15 protein-coding genes and 1 pseudogene are annotated in these 17,561 nt (G+C 34.4%); 5 read left to right on the top strand and 11 right to left on the bottom strand.

Annotated features, from left to right (window positions below; translation table 11 throughout):
• Positions 1 to 99: 99 nt before the first annotated feature.
• From M2326_RS06795 to M2326_RS06745, 11 genes and pseudogenes are all read right to left on the bottom strand, one after another.
• Complete coding sequence (locus M2326_RS06795; RefSeq protein ID WP_239862475.1) at positions 100 to 375, bottom strand: co-chaperone GroES; 276 nt, start codon at positions 373 to 375, stop codon at positions 100 to 102.
• A gap of 250 nt (positions 376 to 625) precedes the next feature.
• Positions 626 to 946: a preprotein translocase subunit SecG gene (secG, locus tag M2326_RS06790; protein WP_264618804.1), complete on the bottom strand. Its 321-nt coding sequence runs from the start codon at positions 944 to 946 to the stop codon at positions 626 to 628.
• A 7-nt stretch (positions 947 to 953) separates the two neighbouring features.
• Complete coding sequence (locus M2326_RS06785; protein WP_264618803.1) at positions 954 to 1,793, bottom strand: hypothetical protein; 840 nt, start codon at positions 1,791 to 1,793, stop codon at positions 954 to 956.
• Positions 1,794 to 1,830: 37 nt separating this feature from the next.
• Positions 1,831 to 2,334, bottom strand: a complete 504-nt coding sequence (locus M2326_RS06780; RefSeq protein ID WP_264618802.1) for an LptE family protein — start codon at positions 2,332 to 2,334, stop codon at positions 1,831 to 1,833.
• Between the two features lie 50 nt (positions 2,335 to 2,384).
• Positions 2,385 to 3,641: a sigma-54 interaction domain-containing protein gene (locus M2326_RS06775; protein ID WP_264618801.1), complete on the bottom strand. Its 1,257-nt coding sequence runs from the start codon at positions 3,639 to 3,641 to the stop codon at positions 2,385 to 2,387.
• A gap of 76 nt (positions 3,642 to 3,717) precedes the next feature.
• Positions 3,718 to 4,107: a GxxExxY protein gene (locus M2326_RS06770; protein ID WP_264618800.1), complete on the bottom strand. Its 390-nt coding sequence runs from the start codon at positions 4,105 to 4,107 to the stop codon at positions 3,718 to 3,720.
• Between the two features lie 59 nt (positions 4,108 to 4,166).
• Complete coding sequence (gene miaB, locus M2326_RS06765) at positions 4,167 to 5,612, bottom strand: tRNA (N6-isopentenyl adenosine(37)-C2)-methylthiotransferase MiaB (protein WP_264618799.1); 1,446 nt, start codon at positions 5,610 to 5,612, stop codon at positions 4,167 to 4,169.
• 217 nt (positions 5,613 to 5,829) lie between these two features.
• A complete protein-coding gene (locus tag M2326_RS06760; protein ID WP_264618798.1) occupies positions 5,830 to 6,624 on the bottom strand; it encodes a hypothetical protein in 795 nt (264 codons plus the stop codon).
• Positions 6,625 to 6,662: 38 nt separating this feature from the next.
• A pseudogene (locus M2326_RS06755) lies at positions 6,663 to 7,394 on the bottom strand (MIP/aquaporin family protein); the annotation flags it as partial.
• 35 nt (positions 7,395 to 7,429) lie between these two features.
• Complete coding sequence (glpK, locus tag M2326_RS06750) at positions 7,430 to 8,926, bottom strand: glycerol kinase GlpK (RefSeq protein WP_264618796.1); 1,497 nt, start codon at positions 8,924 to 8,926, stop codon at positions 7,430 to 7,432.
• Between the two features lie 22 nt (positions 8,927 to 8,948).
• Positions 8,949 to 10,532, bottom strand: coding sequence for a glycerol-3-phosphate dehydrogenase/oxidase (locus M2326_RS06745; protein WP_264618795.1), 1,584 nt, complete (start codon positions 10,530 to 10,532; stop codon positions 8,949 to 8,951).
• A gap of 143 nt (positions 10,533 to 10,675) precedes the next feature.
• Between M2326_RS06745 and M2326_RS06740 the strand changes: the two genes are divergently transcribed.
• The 5 genes from M2326_RS06740 (at position 10,676) to porL (ending at position 17,530) form a co-directional block, all read left to right on the top strand.
• Entirely contained in the window at positions 10,676 to 11,446 is a 771-nt protein-coding gene (locus M2326_RS06740) for a DeoR/GlpR family DNA-binding transcription regulator (protein ID WP_264618794.1), read from the top strand.
• A gap of 165 nt (positions 11,447 to 11,611) precedes the next feature.
• Complete coding sequence (gene topA / locus M2326_RS06735; protein ID WP_264618793.1) at positions 11,612 to 14,143, top strand: type I DNA topoisomerase; 2,532 nt, start codon at positions 11,612 to 11,614, stop codon at positions 14,141 to 14,143.
• Positions 14,144 to 14,146: 3 nt separating this feature from the next.
• Positions 14,147 to 15,298 (top strand): formimidoylglutamase, encoded by a 1,152-nt coding sequence (locus M2326_RS06730; protein ID WP_264618792.1) that lies wholly within the window; start codon positions 14,147 to 14,149, stop codon positions 15,296 to 15,298.
• A gap of 131 nt (positions 15,299 to 15,429) precedes the next feature.
• Positions 15,430 to 16,833, top strand: a complete 1,404-nt coding sequence (porK, locus tag M2326_RS06725) for a T9SS ring complex lipoprotein PorK/GldK (protein WP_264618791.1) — start codon at positions 15,430 to 15,432, stop codon at positions 16,831 to 16,833.
• Between the two features lie 43 nt (positions 16,834 to 16,876).
• Positions 16,877 to 17,530, top strand: coding sequence for a type IX secretion system motor protein PorL/GldL (porL, locus tag M2326_RS06720; protein ID WP_264618790.1), 654 nt, complete (start codon positions 16,877 to 16,879; stop codon positions 17,528 to 17,530).
• Positions 17,531 to 17,561: the final 31 nt, after the last annotated feature.

Raw genomic sequence — 17,561 nt, 5'->3', positions numbered from 1 at the left:
TTGAATACCTTTTAAAGCAATAACCAAAATGTTTTATTAATTATTAAATTCTATTTTTTGAGAGCTAATAGCCAAAAGCTACCAGCCAAAAGCAATTTTTTAGATTATCGCAAGAATATCATCTTCTCTCATGATCAAATAGTCAGTACCTTCAAGTTTAAGTTCGGTACCTGCATATTTTCCGTAAAGTACGGTATCACCAATTTTTACAGTCATTGCATGATCTTTTGTGCCATTTCCTACAGCTACAACAGTTCCCTTTTGTGGTTTTTCTTTGGCAGTATCTGGAATAAAAATTCCTGACGCAGTTTTTGTTTCAGCTGCTACTGGCTCAATAAGAACTCTATCTGAAAGTGGTTTAATGTTTAATGCCATGATTTTTATTTATTTTAAAAGTTAAATATTTGTATGATGTTATTGGTCGCTCAGAAACTGTGCCACTCCATTTTTACTGACAATTTTACCTATAAAAAATGCCAGCTTTGACAAGCTGGCATTTTTTATATTTTGTAAGTTGCAAATTAGCTTTAGTGAGTGTATGTTTCGTGTCAAACTATTGTTTTAATATGATTTATTAAATAAAGAAATAGAACAAATGATTGGTCTAATTTAAATATAATATTTATTATTTTGCAGGAGTTACAGGAGCATTTTGAACTGGAGCTGGAGCAGCAGCAGGTATGTTATCAATAATTTTTGAATCATTATCACTCAAGGTTCCTGTGAAGCTCAAAGTGGATAATAAAATTAATGCAATTAAGATAGTTGCTAGAGTCCAGGTACTTTTGTCTAAAAAGTCAGTTGTTTTTTGTACACCACCCATTTGCGTAGATCCACCTAATGTAGATGACAATCCACCTCCTTTAGGGTTTTGAACCATGATAACTACAATCAATAAAAAGCAAACGATTGTGATTAAAACTAAAAAAATTGAAAATGTGCTCATTGTATGTTTAATTATTTTGTTGTAAATGTTTTATATCTGAGATACGGTCTGCAAAGAAACTACTTTTTTCTGGATATTTCAAAATTAATATCTCATAAGCTTGTATCGCTTTTAGATATTTTTTTTGTTCTAGGTAAACTTTCGCTAAAGTCTCTGTCATTAAATAAGAATGGTCTTCTTTATTAATATCAATTTGTACATTTGAAATACTTTCTTTTTTTACGGGAGAAATTTTTGGACTAGTCTCAATGAATTTATCAATTATTGCTGCTTTCTTTTGTTTTTCGGGATCAAGTTGAATAGTCGCAAAAGTTTCTTTTGACTCTTTTTCTCGAATAATAGGTTGCGCTCTAGATAACTTAAGCCATTCTTGAAAGGAATGTTTCTCTGTCTTGGAAAAATCTAAAGGTGCTCCTAATTCTAATTTTTCTTCGATAGAAGGTTTTTTTTCTTCTAATTTTACTGGAGAAGCTTCTTTAATAGTGTGTAATATAGAATCTTCTAGTTTTGAAGTTGCTGGTTTCTCGGTTGTCAGTATTTCACTATCAATCACTATAATGTCTAATAGTTCGGCTGCTTTTTGATTAAACAAATCGCGCTGAATGGCAGTAAACGAATCTGATGTAATAAAATCAAATAAAACTGTTCTGTCTGTAGAATGTGCAGCTGTAACTTTTAAAGCATAATTGTATTTAAAATTATTTTGGTTGTATAGTCCTTTTAAACGCAAAGCACGAGCACTTTGAAAATACGGAAATTCATCCAGTACATTTTCAAGCGCCAACGTTTGTTGTTCTGAAATTGCGTCTGGGCTGTTTATTAAATAAGTATAATCGGTTATGTTCATAGTATGTTATTCTCTCGTTCTACGGGAAACGAAATGATTACCATTTTGCTAATGATTCGTTGAAAATATCTTGTGTTATTCTTTCAAAAATATCTTTTAGAGCAGTACTTTTTGTTGATCCAGCTAATTGTGTTGTTGCTGGGTAATCATAATAAAATTCAAAAGGTTTTTCGAAATTATCAGTTTCTTTCTTTTTATTTATGAAACGAACATTCACACGTATTTTTAATCTGTTTTGTGAAGCTTGTTGGTTTGCAGTGGCCGTCATAGGACTTATTCTGTAATCAATTATTTCTCCTTCGTAAGTTAAATCTCCTCCGTTTTTAACTAAATTTAAATTGGTTTGATTTTGAATGATTTCTTGAAGTGTAAGCGTGAACGTACGGTCGATTCCAGGTTCAATTAAGTCTGCGTTATTTTGAAAAAAATTCACTTGAAATGTTTTGGCATCTATTTTTCCAGTACCTGTAAAGTTATAAACAGAACAACTTGTCAGGTTTAAAAATAGGAATAGGACGAATATAAATTGTATTTTCTTCATTTTATGCTTGAAAAGGGGGATGAATTTAGATTACAAAGATAAGAATTATTTTAAAGATCAAATTGCTTGATTTTTCGATACAAAGTACGCTCAGAAATTCCCAACTCTTCTGCGGCTGCTTTTCGTTTTCCTTTATTCTTTTCTAATGATTTTTTGATCATTTCGATTTCTTTTTGTTCCAATCGCAATATCTCCTCCTCTTCAATAGTCTCGGCAAAAAGGTAATTGTCTTCGGGCTCATCATAATGATTGTCTTGTTTTTGGCTCGCCATTAACGCTGGTTTAGGTCTTTCTTCAAAGTCTATTTCGCTTTCGTTTTCCTGTGAACCGTATATTTTTGAAATCAAATTAGGATTAATATCTTGTGCTTTTGCGGTGCCATTTTTCATTAATTCTAAAGTGAGTTTCTTTAAATCATTCAAATCACTTTTCATATCAAACAATACTTTGTATAAAATATCCCTTTCAGTACTGAAGTCGCTTTCTGCTTTTTTATCGCTAATGACAGACGGTAAGTTAGAGCCTTCTGCAGGCAAATACGATTGTAAAATAATTGCATTAATTTCACGATTAGTTTCTAAAACTGAAATCTGTTCGGCTACATTTCGCAATTGACGAATGTTACCACTCCAACGAAACTTTTGTAGTAATTGTACAGCAGCTTCATCAAGTTTTAATGGTGGCATCTTGTATTTGTGAGCAAAATCTGCAGCAAATTTCCTAAAAAGTAAGTGGATGTCTTCCTTTCTTTCTCTCAAAGGAGGTAAAACGATGTCAACCGTACTTAAACGGTAGTATAAGTCTTCACGAAATTTTCCTTTTTGGATAGCATCGAATAAATTGACGTTTGTAGCTGCGACTATACGTACATCTGTTTTTTGAACTTGTGAGGATCCTACTTTTAAGAATTCTCCGTTCTCCAAAATTCTTAACAGTCGAACTTGAGTGGTAAGAGGCAATTCACCTACTTCATCCAAAAAGATAGTTCCGCCGTTTGCTACCTCAAAATACCCTTCACGTGTACTTGTAGCACCTGTGAAGGCTCCTTTTTCGTGTCCGAAAAGTTCACTATCAATCGTTCCTTCGGGTATTGCACCACAGTTTACCGCAATGTATTTGCCGTGTTTTCTATGTGAAAGAGAGTGTATTATCTTGGGAATGCTTTCTTTTCCAACGCCACTTTCACCCACTACCAAGACAGAGATATCGGTAGGGGCGACTTGTATCGCTTTTTCTATCGCACGATTAAGCTTTGGTTCGTTACCAATAATCTCAAATCGTTGTTTTATATTTTGTACTGACTCCATATTTAGTTTTCTAGGAACAAAGTATTTTTATTATTGTTTTTAACCACAAATTACACAAATTTTCACAAATTACTTTTTAAGTATTTATCATTCTTTTGTGAACCAATGATTTGTTTTGAAAGTTTGCTATAATTCCAATTGGAGTTTTTGCTAATTTCATATAATTTAAAGTTTGAGCAAGATGGTCATTGCTAATTTCTTTCGTTGATTTTATTTCTAGAATAATATCAGTGTAAACTACAAAATCAGCATAAAATTTATGTGGTAGTATAGTACCTTTGTATTCTACGATAAACTCTTTTTCTCTGCTGTAAGGAATATTATGGTTTCTGAATTCTATTTCTAATGCGTCCTTGTATACGATTTCAAGTAATCCTGGTCCAAGAATTCTATGAACTTCCATACATAGACCTACGATTTGATAGTTTTCGTCTTTTTTATAATAATATTCATCTGAGTTATCCATCTTGAATTTTTTAAAAGAATATAATTTGTGAAAATTTGCGAAATTTGCGGTTAAAAAATTTAATTCATATCGCTTAATCCAACTGATTCTCCTTTAAGAGTTCCGCTCGTACAACTAAGTATTTTTACATTCACAAAATCTCCAATCTTGTAATCTTCCTTTGGGAAAACTACTGTTATGCTTTGCGAATTTCGACCAGAAAATTCTTCTTTAGATTTTTTAGATACTTTTTCGATTAAAACTTCAACCGTTTTACCAATAAATTCTTCAGATCTAAGCCAAGCGTGTTTTTGCTGTAAATCAACAATTTCTTGCAAGCGTCTCGCTTTGGTTGGCTCTTCTACATCGTCTTCCATTTTTCTTCCGGCCAATGTTCCAGGGCGTTCAGAGTAAGAGTACATGTATCCGAAGTTATATTTTACATATTCCATTAAACTCATGGTGTCTTGGTGATCTTGCTCAGTTTCTGTTGGGAAACCTGCAATCATATCTTGAGAGATAGCGCAATCCGGAATGATACTTCTAATTTTATCAATCAAAGTCATGTACTCTTCGCGGGTGTGTAAGCGGTTCATTTCTTTCAAAATACGGTTGCTTCCTGATTGTACGGGTAAGTGAATGTGCTTACATATATTTGGGTGCTTTGCAATCACGTGCAAAACACTTTCGTGCATATCTTGTGGATTTGAAGTAGAGAATCGAATGCGCATCTTTGGAAAACCTACCGCTACCATTTCGAGTAATTGGTCAAAATCTACTGCAGTTGCTTTTTGCATTTCGGTTGCGTTTTCAAAATCTTTTTTTAGTCCGCCACCATACCATAAATAACTGTCTACGTTTTGCCCGAGTAGTGTGATTTCTTTAAAACCTTTACTCCATAAATCTTGAATTTCGGTCATGATACTTTGAGGCTCACGGCTACGCTCACGCCCTCTGGTGAAGGGAACCACGCAAAATGTACACATATTATCACAACCACGTGTGATGGAAACTAAAGCGGTAATTCCGTTACTCATCAAACGAACAGGTGAGATGTCTCCGTAGGTTTCGTCCTTAGATAATATTACATTGATAGCATCACGTCCTTCCTCAACTTCACTCAATAAATTGGGTAAATCCTTGTAAGCATCAGGGCCTACAACGAGATCAACTATTTTTTCTTCATCAAGAAATTTTTCTTTCAAACGTTCTGCCATACAACCCAAAACGCCTACTTTCATCTTGGAGTTGATGCGTTTTACTGCATTGTATTTTTCTAGTCGTTTTCGAATGGTTTGTTCTGCTTTATCTCTAATAGAGCAGGTGTTTACCAAAACAAGATCGGCTTCTTCTAATATTTGAGTGGTATTGTATCCGTTTGTAGATAATATCGAAGCTACAATTTCACTATCCGAAAAGTTCATGGCACAACCATAACTTTCGATAAATAATTTTTTTGTGTTTTCGGGTTTATTTTGTAAAACTAGACTTTCGCCTTGTTTGTTTTCGTCAATAATCTTTTCCATAAGTCACTTTCAAAAGTGTGTTTTAATAAGTCTGCAAATGTACAATTATTTGATTGAATATGACAAGATGTCAGATTAAGAATTAACAGATATTTAGTTATTTGGTGGATTCTTCTTTATGGGGTTGAATTTGTAAATATTATTGAAGGTTACACGATCAAAAAAAAAACTCTCTTAATAATAAGAGAGTTTTTAATAATGTATTGCAAATTAAATATTAAAACAGATTAACGTCTAGTTTTATTCGGGCTATTTTATTGGCAGGATTCCACATTGCTGTAGCAGAAACGGGGAGTTTGTAATTAAATATTTCAATATTCTTTGAAGCAGTTATACCTGTGTTTACAATGTCAAAATCTGTTTGTGTTTTGGTTGTATATAGATGTTTACTTCCATGGAGAGGTAATGCAGCTCCTATAAAGGCATTTAAGTTAACTTTTTGATCACTAATAAGTGGGTAGCTTAATTCGATATAAGTAGAGTTCTTGCTGCGATACTCATTATTATTGTTTAATTCTCGGTCATTTAAACCACTGTATAATATGATATCTGCTTCAATTCTTAGCGGAAAATTTTTCGGAAAACGATATGAAGTTCTTAAGTCGATAAGATGTGTTGTCGTTAATTTGTCATAATTAAATGATTTTGGTGTTTCTATGCCAGTAGTATTAAACAAGTCCCATATTGCTATTGATAAATTGTTTTTTTGATATTGCACATAATAGTCAATCTCGTGATAAGTCCCATCAAATCCTGCACCGCCCCAGAATCCGACCTTAATTGTTTGGCTTTCGTTCAAAGCGTAGTGAATATTTCCTGTGGCCGTCATACCGTCATTGATGACTAAACCTCTCCATAAGTGACTTGTTTCTATTCCTACATTAAAATCTAATCTTGATGTTTTTGTGGTATTTATTTGTTTTTTCTCAATAGTGTCTATTTCGGTTGCGTTTTGTGCATAGCCATTTAACCCTGCAAAAGATAATGCAGAGGCGATTAAAAAATTCTTCATGGTTTAATTGATTATTCTAGTTTATGGTAATTAGTTGTTTAAATAAGTAAAGTATAGCAAAAAGCAGCTAGGCTAGACCCAATGATAGGTCCAAGTATAGGAACCCATGCGTAACTCCAGTCACTTTTACCTTTATACAAAATAGAGTGAACAATTCTAGGGCCTAAATCTCTTGCGGGATTAATAGCGTATCCTGTTGTTCCTCCTAAACTTAATCCAATTGCCCATACTAAAATAGCTACGGGTAAAGCACCTATAGATCCTAGTCCTATTTTGGCATCTGCTGCGGCAGCGATGCTTAAATCAGGTCCAGATAAGTAGAAAATAACAAAAATAAGGACAAAGGTCCCGATGATTTCACTAATCAAATTTGAGCTGTAGTTTCTAATGGCAGGGCCTGTACTGAAACAAGCTAGTTTTCCGCCTTCATCTTCTGTTGCTGCAAAATGATCTTTGTGGGATAGCCAAACTAGGAAAGCACCTAGCATTGCTCCAATTAATTGTGCAAGAACATATCCTGCGACTTGATTCCATGCAAATTTACCTACAAGAGCAAGTCCTAGTGTTACAATAGGATTTAAATGAGCTCCACTAATAGGGCCTGCAACAACTACTCCAACGAAAACGGCAAAAGCCCAGGCTGTCGTTATGACGATCCAGCCTGAATTATTTCCTTTGGTATCTTTAAGTACAACATTGGCTACTACGCCATTTCCTAATAATATCATTAGCATGGTGCCAATGATTTCTGCTGTGAATGGTGACATTTTTTTTGGTTTTTTGGTTTTTTAGTTGAGCTCAATAGTTAATCTTCGATCCAGTTGCTAGCTCTTCCAACTGCTTTGTCCCAGTTGTGAACTAGTTTGTCTACTTCTGTTCTAGGCATTTCTGGTGTGAATTCGCGATCAATTGACCATTGTTTTTGTAAATCATCGATACTTTCCCAGTATCCAACGGCTAAACCTGCTAAATAAGCGGCTCCTAATGCTGTTGTTTCTAATGTTTTTGGGCGAATTACTTTAAAATCGAATAAGTCTGATTGAAATTGCATTAATAAATTATTGGATACTGCTCCACCATCAACGCGTAATTCTTTCCCTTTTTCTCCAAAATCACCTTCCATTGCCTTAGCCAAATCATAAACTTGGTAAGCTATTCCTTCTATAGTAGCACGTGCAATATGTGCATTAGTTGTTCCTCTTGTGATCCCTACAATTGCACCTCTAGCATATTGGTCCCAATAGGGTGCTCCTAAACCAGTTAATGCAGGTACAAAGTAAACTCCTCCGTTGTCTGGAACTTGTAATGCTAGCGCTTCTACTTCTTCCGCTGATTCAATCATTTTAGCACCATCTCGTAACCATTGAACGGCAGCTCCTCCAACAAATACACTTCCCTCTAAGGCATAAGTTGTTTTTCCGTTGATTTTCCAAGCTACAGTTGTTAATAAGTTATTTTTAGAATATATAGGTTTCTCTCCTGTGTTCATTAGCATAAAACATCCTGTTCCGTAGGTGTTTTTAACCATACCTGGTTCTGTACACAATTGACCAAAAAGAGCAGCTTGTTGGTCTCCTGCAACTCCTGCGATAGGAATTTTTGTTGCGAATAGTGTAGTACAGGTTTCTCCATATATTTCGCTACTTTGTTTAACTTCCGGTAGCATGGCTCTTGGGATATCAAATAATTCCAAAAGTTCGGTATCCCATTCTAAAGTATGTATGTTTAATAATAATGTTCTGCTAGCGTTAGATACATCTGTCATGAATAGGGCTCCACGACTTAGTTTCCATATCAACCATGTGTCAACGGTACCGAAACACAATTTTCCTTGTTCTGCTTTTTCGCGAGCACCAGGAACATTGTCTAAAATCCATTTTACTTTGGTTCCAGAAAAATAAGCGTCTAATACTAAACCTGTCTTCTTTTGAATCATTTCAGCATGTCCTGCTGCTTTTAATTCATCACAGTATTTTGCAGTTCTACGATCTTGCCAGACAATTGCATTATATATAGGTTCACTGGTCTCTCTGTCCCAAACTATAGTTGTTTCTCTTTGATTGGTGATACCAATTGCAGCAATTTCTTTTCCGTTAATTCCAGTTTTTGCGATAACTTCTGCAGCAACACTGATTTGAGAAGACCAAATTTCATTAGGGTCATGCTCAATCCATCCTGGTTTTGGAAAGATTTGTTCAAACGGTTTTTGAGAAATTTTTACAATTTCACCGTCATGGTTGAATACGATTGCTCGTGATGACGTTGTTCCTTGGTCAAGGGCCAAAATAAATTTGTTTTTCATGGTTAATAGATATAGTTGTTAATTAATTTGTTCTAAATTCAGTTAATAAGAAGCCGTTTGCGAGTTCATTGAATTCTTGAATTTGAGTTTTTACCCAATCTTCGTTATGTCCAAGTTCTTTTGCTAGAAGTAGCGCTACTTTTTCTGCGGAATCTAAAGCTGCGCGAGAATCTAGAAATAATAGACGAACTCTTCTCGATAATACATCGTCAATTGTTCGTGCCATTTCGTGGCGAATGGACCAAACAACTTCGGCTAACGTATAGTCGTAATTAGGGTGTAGTTTTTGTTTTAATTCAGGTTCTTTGTTTTGGAGTTCAAGTATTTTAGGTATGTCAGTCCCGTAAATGTATAAATGGTTTTTACGGTCTGCTGTCGTTGTTTTAAGGTTTCCGTGTATGGAAATATGTTCAGTTACGCATTCTTTGGCTGGTAAATTACGCGTAGAAATGGCTTTGTTAATGATATCTTCGGCAATTTTTCGGTAGGTGGTCCATTTACCACCAGTAATAGTAATTAATCCTGTTTCAGAAACGATTATTTTATGACTTCTCGAAACTTCTTTCGTACTTTTTCCTTCTTTTTCTGGTGCGGCTAGTGGTCGTAGTCCTGCAAATACAGATAGTACATCTGCACGAGTTGGTTTTTTTGCTAAAAATCGTTGAGCTGTTTCAAGTACAAATTCGATTTCTTTTTCTAATGCAATTGGTTCTAGGCTGTGACTTTTGATTAATGTGTCGGTTGTTCCAACCACAATTTTATCATGCCATGGCACAGCAAATAGTACACGACCATCGCTTGTTTTTGGAATCATTAAGGCATGGTCACTTGGTAAGAAGGATTTGTCGAAAACAAGGTGAATACCCTGGCTTGGAACAATATATTTTTTATAAACTTTATCATTTAACTTCATGATAGCATTGGTAAAAACACCAGTTGCATTGATGATTGCTTTTCCTTTAAGTTCGTATAGTTCTCCGGTTTCTTGGTTTTCTACTTGAACGCCAGTTACTTGATTGTTGTCGTCTTTTAATAGGTTGACAACTTTAGTGTAATTCAGTAAACAAGCGCCTTTTTCTACAGCTGTCTGAGCAATGTTGATGGCCAAGCGAGAATCATCAAATTGTCCGTCTTGATATATTACGCCACTTACAAGTCCTTTTTGCTCGATGGTGGGAAGTAGCTCAATTGTTTTTTTCTTCGAAATATATTGGGATTTACCAAGACTTAATTTTCCTGATAACATGTCGTATATAGTTAGTCCGATTGTGTAGAAATAACCTCCCCACCAATTGTAGTTTGGGATAACGAAAGATTGATTTTTTACTAGATGTCCAGCATTTTGAGCCATTAAACCTCTTTCTTTTAAAGCTTCTCTAACAAGTGAGATGTCTCCTTGTTCAAGGTATCTTACACCTCCGTGAACTAATTTGGTGCTTCGGCTTGACGTTCCTTTTGCGAAATCTACTGCCTCAACCAAAATGGTTTTATATCCTCTACTGGCAGCGTCAAGTGCGGTTCCAAGACCACTTGCTCCTCCACCAATGATGATTACATCCCATTCTGGGGTTTGTTTTAGTTTTGATAATTGTTCTGTAAGTTTCATTGTTGCAATTTTTTAGTTTCGTTAGTTTCGATATGCAAATATAACGAAACAAAACGAAAGTAACGATGTTTTTGTAAAATTTTGTTTAATTGTTGTATTTTTGTGTTGAATAATATTCAATTGTTTAATTTTAATAAATAGAAATGGCATTGATTAATAGGAGACAGGAGGATATACTTAACGAGTTAGGACAAAAAGGTTATGTTAATGTGGTAGATTTATGTGAAACACATAATGTCTCAACCGTAACTATTCGAAAGGACTTAACATTTCTGGAAAATGAAAAATTATTACACCGTACGCACGGTGGTGCGAGTAAGAAACCTTTGTACGCGTTTGAGCGAAATGTTAACGATAAAGAAGAGTTGCAGGTTGAGCAAAAGAAGCAAATTGCAAAAGAAGCGTTAAAATATATAAGTAATAATGATTATATAATTTTAGGTTCAGGATCTAATATTCATTATTTATCAAGAATTGTTAAAGATTTTACTAAATTAACAGTGATGACTTCTTCTTTAAAGGTGTCATTGGAGCTTTGTAGAGAAGCATCTATAAGTACCATTCAGTTGGGCGGTGATATTCGAAACAGTTCTACTTCTGTCGTAGGCCCTATTGCAGAAGCTACGTTGGGGCAATTTTCATGCAATAAATTGTTTTTGGGGACAGATGGGGTTCATTTAGATTTTGGACTAAGTACATCAAATGCTTTAGAAGCACATCTCAATCAAGCTATGATTGCAGTTGCCGAAAAAGTTATCGTCTTAGCAGATTCAACTAAAATGAATGTTCGTGGTTTTGGTAAAATTTGTAACTTGAATAAAATAGATATCCTAATTACAGATTCAGGAATTGATAGCGAAACAAAATCAAAATTAGAAGAGTTTGGTATTGATGTAGTTGTAGCAGAATTGTAGAAAAAGATTTTTTTTCAGGTAAGGTTTGGAGTAGTTTTTTAGGCGTGACAGTAGGCTTTTAAGACTTTTTTTTAAGTGTTTGTAAAAAGAAAAACTTTTTTTAAAAATAAGCAAAAGCATTATATTTAAAAAAAACTTCTACTTTTGCCTCAGAAAAATAGAGCAATGGCAAAGAATTTAGTAATAGTGGAGTCACCTGCAAAGGCGAAAACAATCGAGAAATTTCTAGGAAGTGATTATCAAGTAGAATCAAGTTACGGGCATATTGCCGATTTACCTTCCAAAGAAATAGGGGTAGATGTTGAGAATGGTTTTAAGCCTAAATATGAAGTTTCATCTGATAAGAAAGCCTTGGTTACCAAATTAAGAGGTTTAGCCAAAAAAGCCGATATGGTTTGGTTAGCAAGTGATGAGGATCGCGAGGGAGAAGCTATTTCTTGGCATCTTGCCGAAGAGTTAAAGTTAGATTCGAAAAAAACAAAACGTATCGTTTTTCATGAAATTACAAAAACAGCTATTCTTAAGGCTATTGATAATCCGCGTGAAATTGATTATAATCTAGTAAATGCACAGCAAGCCCGCCGTGTATTAGACCGATTGGTTGGATATGAACTGTCACCTGTACTTTGGAGAAAGATCAAAGGTGGTTTGTCTGCTGGACGTGTTCAATCTGTTTCTGTTCGCTTGATTGTAGAGCGAGAAAGAGATATTCAAAATTTTAATGCAGTTGCAAGTTATTCTGTTGTAGCTGAATTTACCAATGAAGCAGGGAAGACTTTTAAAGCTAAATTGCCTAAAAATTTCAATACTAAAAAAGAAGCTGAAGATTTTTTAAATAAAAATATCGGTTCTACCTATAAAGTTTCTGATTTAGAAACAAAACCGACCAAGAAAACACCAACAGCTCCTTTTACGACTTCGACCTTGCAACAAGAAGCTGCACGTAAATTATATTTGCCAGTTGGAATCACCATGCAATTGGCGCAACGTTTGTACGAGGCGGGATTGATTACTTATATGAGAACGGATAGTGTGAACTTATCTAAAGATGCTATGGATGCAGCGCAAGCTGAAATCATCACTTCTTATGGTAAAGAATTCTCTTTTCCTCGAACTTTTGTTAATAAAAGTAAAGGGGCACAAGAAGCGCATGAGGCCATTCGTCCAACAGACATGTCTCGCCATACCGTAAATATCGATAGAGATCAAGCTCGTTTGTATGATTTGATTTGGAAGCGAACTTTGGCTTCACAAATGAGTGATGCTAAATTGGAGCGTACCAATGTTAAAATTCAAGCTAATAATCATTCGGAAATATTTACTGCTTCAGGAGAAGTATTGCTTTTTGAAGGATTTCTAAAAGTGTACCTTGAAGGGCATGATGATGATGAGGAGGAACAAGAAGGGATGTTGCCAGCATTGAAAGTAAATGAAAAGTTAATTAATAATTTTATTACTGCAACGGAACGTTATTCTAGACCGCCAGCACGTTATACTGAAGCTTCTTTGGTTAAGAAATTAGAAGAATTAGGAATTGGGCGTCCATCTACGTATGCTCCAACTATATCGACAATTATTAATAGAAATTACGTTGAAAAAGGGAATTTAGAAGGAAATGAACGTAATTATACGCAGTTGACTTTGCAAGCAGGGAAACTAGTAGAAAAAGGATTGAAAGAAAATACAGGTTCAGACAAAGGGAAATTAGTACCTACTGATATCGGTACAATCGTTACAGATTTCTTGGTGAAGAATTTTGGAAATATTCTAGATTATAATTTTACTGCTAAAGTAGAGCAGGATTTTGATGAAATTGCTGAAGGAAATGTGGATTGGGCAGTAATGATGAAAGAGTTCTACGATCAATTTCATCCTACTGTAAAAGATGTTGAAGCAAATGCAGAAAGAGAAAGTGGTGAGCGTATTTTGGGTACAGATCCAAAATCTGGAAAGCCAGTTTCTGTTCGTTTAGGTAAATTTGGACCTATGGCTCAAATTGGAGATGCCGAAGACGAAGAGAAAAAATTTGCTAGCTTGATGAAAGAACAAAATATTGGAAATATCACGCTTGAAGATGCCTTGAATTTGTTTTTATTGCCTAAAGCTTTAGGGGTATATATGGAAGAAGAGGTAGAAGTGAATAATGGTCGTTTTGGACCTTATGTACGTCACGGTAGTGTTTTTATTTCGTTGCCAAAAGGAGAAGATCCATTAGGTGTTTCAAAAGAAAGAGCGGAAGAGTTGATTGATGAAAAAATTAAAGCCGATGCGCCAATTGCTACTTACAAAGGAGTAGGAGTGCAAAAAGGAGTAGGTCGTTTTGGTCCCTTTATCAAGTGGGATGGTTTGTTTATTAATGTGAGTAAGAAATATGATTTTGATAATTTATCTCAAGCGGATATTGAAGCTCTGATTGATGATAAAATTCAAAAAAATATAGATAAAGTACTTCATAATTGGGAGGAAGAAGGAATTTTGGTTGAAAAAGCAAGATGGGGTCGTTCTGTAATTTTAAAAGGAAAATTAAAAATAGAACTTGGAAAAGAGGTAGATGCTACAAAATTAACCTTGGAAGAGGTTAAAGAAATGATTGCTCTTAAAACACCAGTTAAGAAAACACCAGTAAAAAAAGCAGCTACAAAGAAAACGCCTGCTAAGAAAGCAGTGGTGAAGAAAGCAGCACCTAAAAAGAAATAAACGATGGAATTTGAATTTTTAAAGCCATTAGGTACAGATTTCAGTGCTTTAATTAAGGAGTTTTCGCCGCAACAATTGGGTAGTAAGGTAGTTTTTCATACTCAAAATCAATTTCCAGATATTGATAAAGTTGCTGTTGCAGTAATTGGAGTTTTGGATAATAGAGGAGATGATAAAGCTATTTCTAGTGTTGATTTGTTTGCTGTTCGAAAGGAATTATATTCTCTATATCCTGGGAATTGGGATGCATCTATAGCTGATTATGGAGATATTTTGCCTGGTGATACAATTGAAGATACTTATTTTGCGCTTCGTAAGGTAGTAGCGGCATTAATTAAGAAGCGAGTAGTTCCTATTGTAATTGGTGGATCACAAGATCTTACCTATGCATTGTATAGGGCTTTTGATGAGTTGGAGCAAATGGTTAATTTGGTTGCAATTGATAGTAAGTTTGATTTTGGAAAAGAAAATGAATCTGCTTCTGCGAATTCCTATTTAACCAAAATGATAATTGATGAGCCAAATAACCTTTTTAATTTTTGTAATATTGGTTATCAAACCTATTTTAATTCACAAGAAGAAATAGACTTAATCGAAAAGCTGTTTTTTGACGGTTATCGTTTAGGTGAGATTTCAAATAACTTAGCATTGGCAGAGCCAGTTTTTCGCGATGCTGATATTGTTAGTCTTGATATGACTTCTGTGAAATCCTCTGATTCAGGAAATTTTGTGTCTTTTGTGCCAAATGGATTTAATGGAAAAGAAATTTGTTCCCTTTCAAGATATGCTGGTATAAGTGATAAAGTGAGTTTGTTTGGGGTTTTTAATCATGCAAATACAATTCAAGAGTCAGTTTTGATAGCTCAAATTATATGGTATTTTATTGAAGGATATCATTATCGTTCCAACGAATATCCATTTGGTAGTAGAGAGAACTATATTAAGTTTATTGTTCCTATTGAAGAGGAAGTTTTGATTTTCTTTAAAAGTGATAAAACAGAAAGATGGTGGATTGAAATCCCTTTTGTTGCAAATGGAGACAATAAACTAAAAAGGAATACGTTATTACCTTGTTCCTATGATGAATATTTAGGCGCTTGTAATCAAGAATTACCTGAAAGATGGTGGAAAGCTCTACGGAAAAATATTGTGTAATATTCGTTATGTTTGCCCGATTTTTAGTAATTTGAAAAAAATAATTTGTTTAGTGTAAAATAATTGTTTTTTAATAAAATAATAAATACGTTTACACATTGAAAAATAATGAATATATAACCCGATTTTATATGAAGAAGTTCATTGCATTTGTAGCAATTTTGACACTGTTAATTAGCTGTGGTAAATCAAGTGATAAAGGAGAATTAGTAGGGGTTAAAGGTGCTAAATGGCATCCTGAAAAACCTTACGGAATGACCTTGGTACCTGGCGGTGCTTTTATCATGGGTAAATCAGACGAAGATGTTGCTGGAATACAGGATGCGCCTACAAAAACAGTTACCGTTAGATCATTTTATATGGATGAAACGGAAATTACAAATAGTGAGTATCGTCAATTTGTAGAATGGGTAAAGGATTCTACAATGAGGGTACGTTTGGCAATTCTTGCAGATGAAATGGGAATTAAGCCTGGTTCTGGAAAAAACAAAGGGGGTAGTATTGGTGATTTTGCTTTTAATGATTCTGATCCAGAAAAAATGACTGCATATGATAAATACATGTATGATAACTACTATAGTATTGGTACATCTGACGATCCATACGCAGGTAGACGTTTGAATAAAAAAATAAAATTGATCAAAGATCCTAAAGCATATCCAGATGAATATTATGTTGAAGTAATGGATTCTATGTATATTCCAGTGGAGGAATCGTATAATGGTTTGCGTACAATCGATGTTGATAAATTAAAATTTCGTTATTCTTGGATGGATATTCAAGCTGCAGCGAAAGCAAAAGTGGGAAAAAGAAGGGATTTTATTAGAACTGAAGAAGTTAAGATTTATCCAGATACAACTGTTTGGATTAAAGATTTCTCCTATTCTTATAATGAGCCAATGCACAATGATTATTTCTGGCATAAAGCATATGGAGATTATCCAGTTGTTGGTGTGAAATGGACTCAAGCTAAAGCATTTTGTGCTTGGAGAACTTTAAACAAAAATTCGTATATTAAATCTAAATCAAATGGTAGAGAATTAATTAATTCTTTTAGATTACCTACTGAGGCGGAATGGGAATATTCTGCTAGAGGTGGATTAGAATCTGGAACTTACCCATGGGGAGGACCATATACCAAGAATGACAGGGGTTGTTTCTTAGCTAATTTTAAACCAAGTCGTGGTGATTATGCTGCAGATCAGGCTTTATATACTGTAGAAGCTAAATCATACGATCCTAATGGTTATAATTTATACAATATGGCAGGAAATGTTTCCGAATGGACTGATTCTTCTTATAGCCCAAATGCCTATGAATTTGTTTCTTCAATGAATCCTAATGTGTTAGATTCTGGTAACAAACGTAAAGTGGTTCGTGGAGGTTCATGGAAAGATGTATCTTACTTCTTGCAAGTAGCTACTAGAGATTATGAATATGCTGATTCTGCTAGGAGTTATATTGGTTTCCGTACTGTTCAAGATTATATGGGGGTACAGACGACAGGAAATACTCCAGGTTCAAAAAGAAAATAAAAAACCAAATCTACTAAAAAAAATCTACTAAAAATTTGAAATTATGGCATTACTAAGTAAAAAAGCAATGAATTTTGCGTACGGAATGGGAGCTGCGGTCGTTATCGTAGGGGCATTATTCAAGATTACACACATAGAATTAGGGCCTTTAACAGGGAATAGAATGTTAACAATTGGACTTTTGGTTGAAGCCTTAATATTCGCTTTGTCAGCTTTTGAACCTGTTGATGATGAATACAAATGGGAAAATGTATATCCACAATTAAAAGATAAAAGTGCTGCTCCAGTGAAATCAGTAAAACAAAATGTTATTGCTACTGACGAGGAAGGTCAATTGTCTAAGAAATTAGATGCGATGCTTAAAGATGCTAAAATTGATGGTGAATTAATGGCTAGTTTAGGTAATAGTATTAAAAACTTTGAATCGGCAGCTAAAGGAATAGCTCCAACGGCAAACTCTATTGCTTCTACAAAAAAATATAGTGATGAGTTGACTATGGCAGCGGATCAAATGGAAAAATTGAATAGTCTATACAAAATACAATTGGATAGCGCTTCTAAAAATGCTCAGATTAATGAAGAAGTAGCTTTGAATAATGTTAAATTGAAAGAGCAAATGCAGTCTTTGACGGCAAACTTGTCTTCTTTAAACAATGTTTATGGAGGTATGCTTTCTGCAATGAATAATAAAGGATAATTAGTTTTATACTAAAAATGATTTTAAACTA

This window comes from Flavobacterium psychraerolatum (assembly GCF_025960985.1).
GTDB lineage: Bacteria > Bacteroidota > Bacteroidia > Flavobacteriales > Flavobacteriaceae > Flavobacterium.
Note: the sequence above shows the minus strand (reverse complement) of the source record. Positions and strands in the feature narration are given on the sequence as shown.

Bases quoted from the DNA above. Each gene is read 5' to 3' on its own strand.
- M2326_RS06795 (WP_239862475.1), bottom strand. From the start codon at position 375: ATGGCATTAAACATTAAACCACTTTCAGATAGAGTTCTTATTGAGCCA.
- secG (WP_264618804.1), bottom strand. From the start codon at position 946: ATGAGCACATTTTCAATTTTTTTAGTTTTAATCACAATCGTTTGCTTT.
- M2326_RS06785 (WP_264618803.1), bottom strand. From the start codon at position 1,793: ATGAACATAACCGATTATACTTATTTAATAAACAGCCCAGACGCAATT.
- M2326_RS06780 (WP_264618802.1), bottom strand. From the start codon at position 2,334: ATGAAGAAAATACAATTTATATTCGTCCTATTCCTATTTTTAAACCTG.
- M2326_RS06775 (WP_264618801.1), bottom strand. From the start codon at position 3,641: ATGGAGTCAGTACAAAATATAAAACAACGATTTGAGATTATTGGTAAC.
- M2326_RS06770 (WP_264618800.1), bottom strand. From the start codon at position 4,107: ATGGATAACTCAGATGAATATTATTATAAAAAAGACGAAAACTATCAA.
- miaB (WP_264618799.1), bottom strand. From the start codon at position 5,612: ATGGAAAAGATTATTGACGAAAACAAACAAGGCGAAAGTCTAGTTTTA.
- M2326_RS06760 (WP_264618798.1), bottom strand. From the start codon at position 6,624: ATGAAGAATTTTTTAATCGCCTCTGCATTATCTTTTGCAGGGTTAAAT.
- glpK (WP_264618796.1), bottom strand. From the start codon at position 8,926: ATGAAAAACAAATTTATTTTGGCCCTTGACCAAGGAACAACGTCATCA.
- M2326_RS06745 (WP_264618795.1), bottom strand. From the start codon at position 10,532: ATGAAACTTACAGAACAATTATCAAAACTAAAACAAACCCCAGAATGG.
- M2326_RS06740 (WP_264618794.1), top strand. From the start codon at position 10,676: ATGGCATTGATTAATAGGAGACAGGAGGATATACTTAACGAGTTAGGA.
- topA (WP_264618793.1), top strand. From the start codon at position 11,612: ATGGCAAAGAATTTAGTAATAGTGGAGTCACCTGCAAAGGCGAAAACA.
- M2326_RS06730 (WP_264618792.1), top strand. From the start codon at position 14,147: ATGGAATTTGAATTTTTAAAGCCATTAGGTACAGATTTCAGTGCTTTA.
- porK (WP_264618791.1), top strand. From the start codon at position 15,430: ATGAAGAAGTTCATTGCATTTGTAGCAATTTTGACACTGTTAATTAGC.
- porL (WP_264618790.1), top strand. From the start codon at position 16,877: ATGGCATTACTAAGTAAAAAAGCAATGAATTTTGCGTACGGAATGGGA.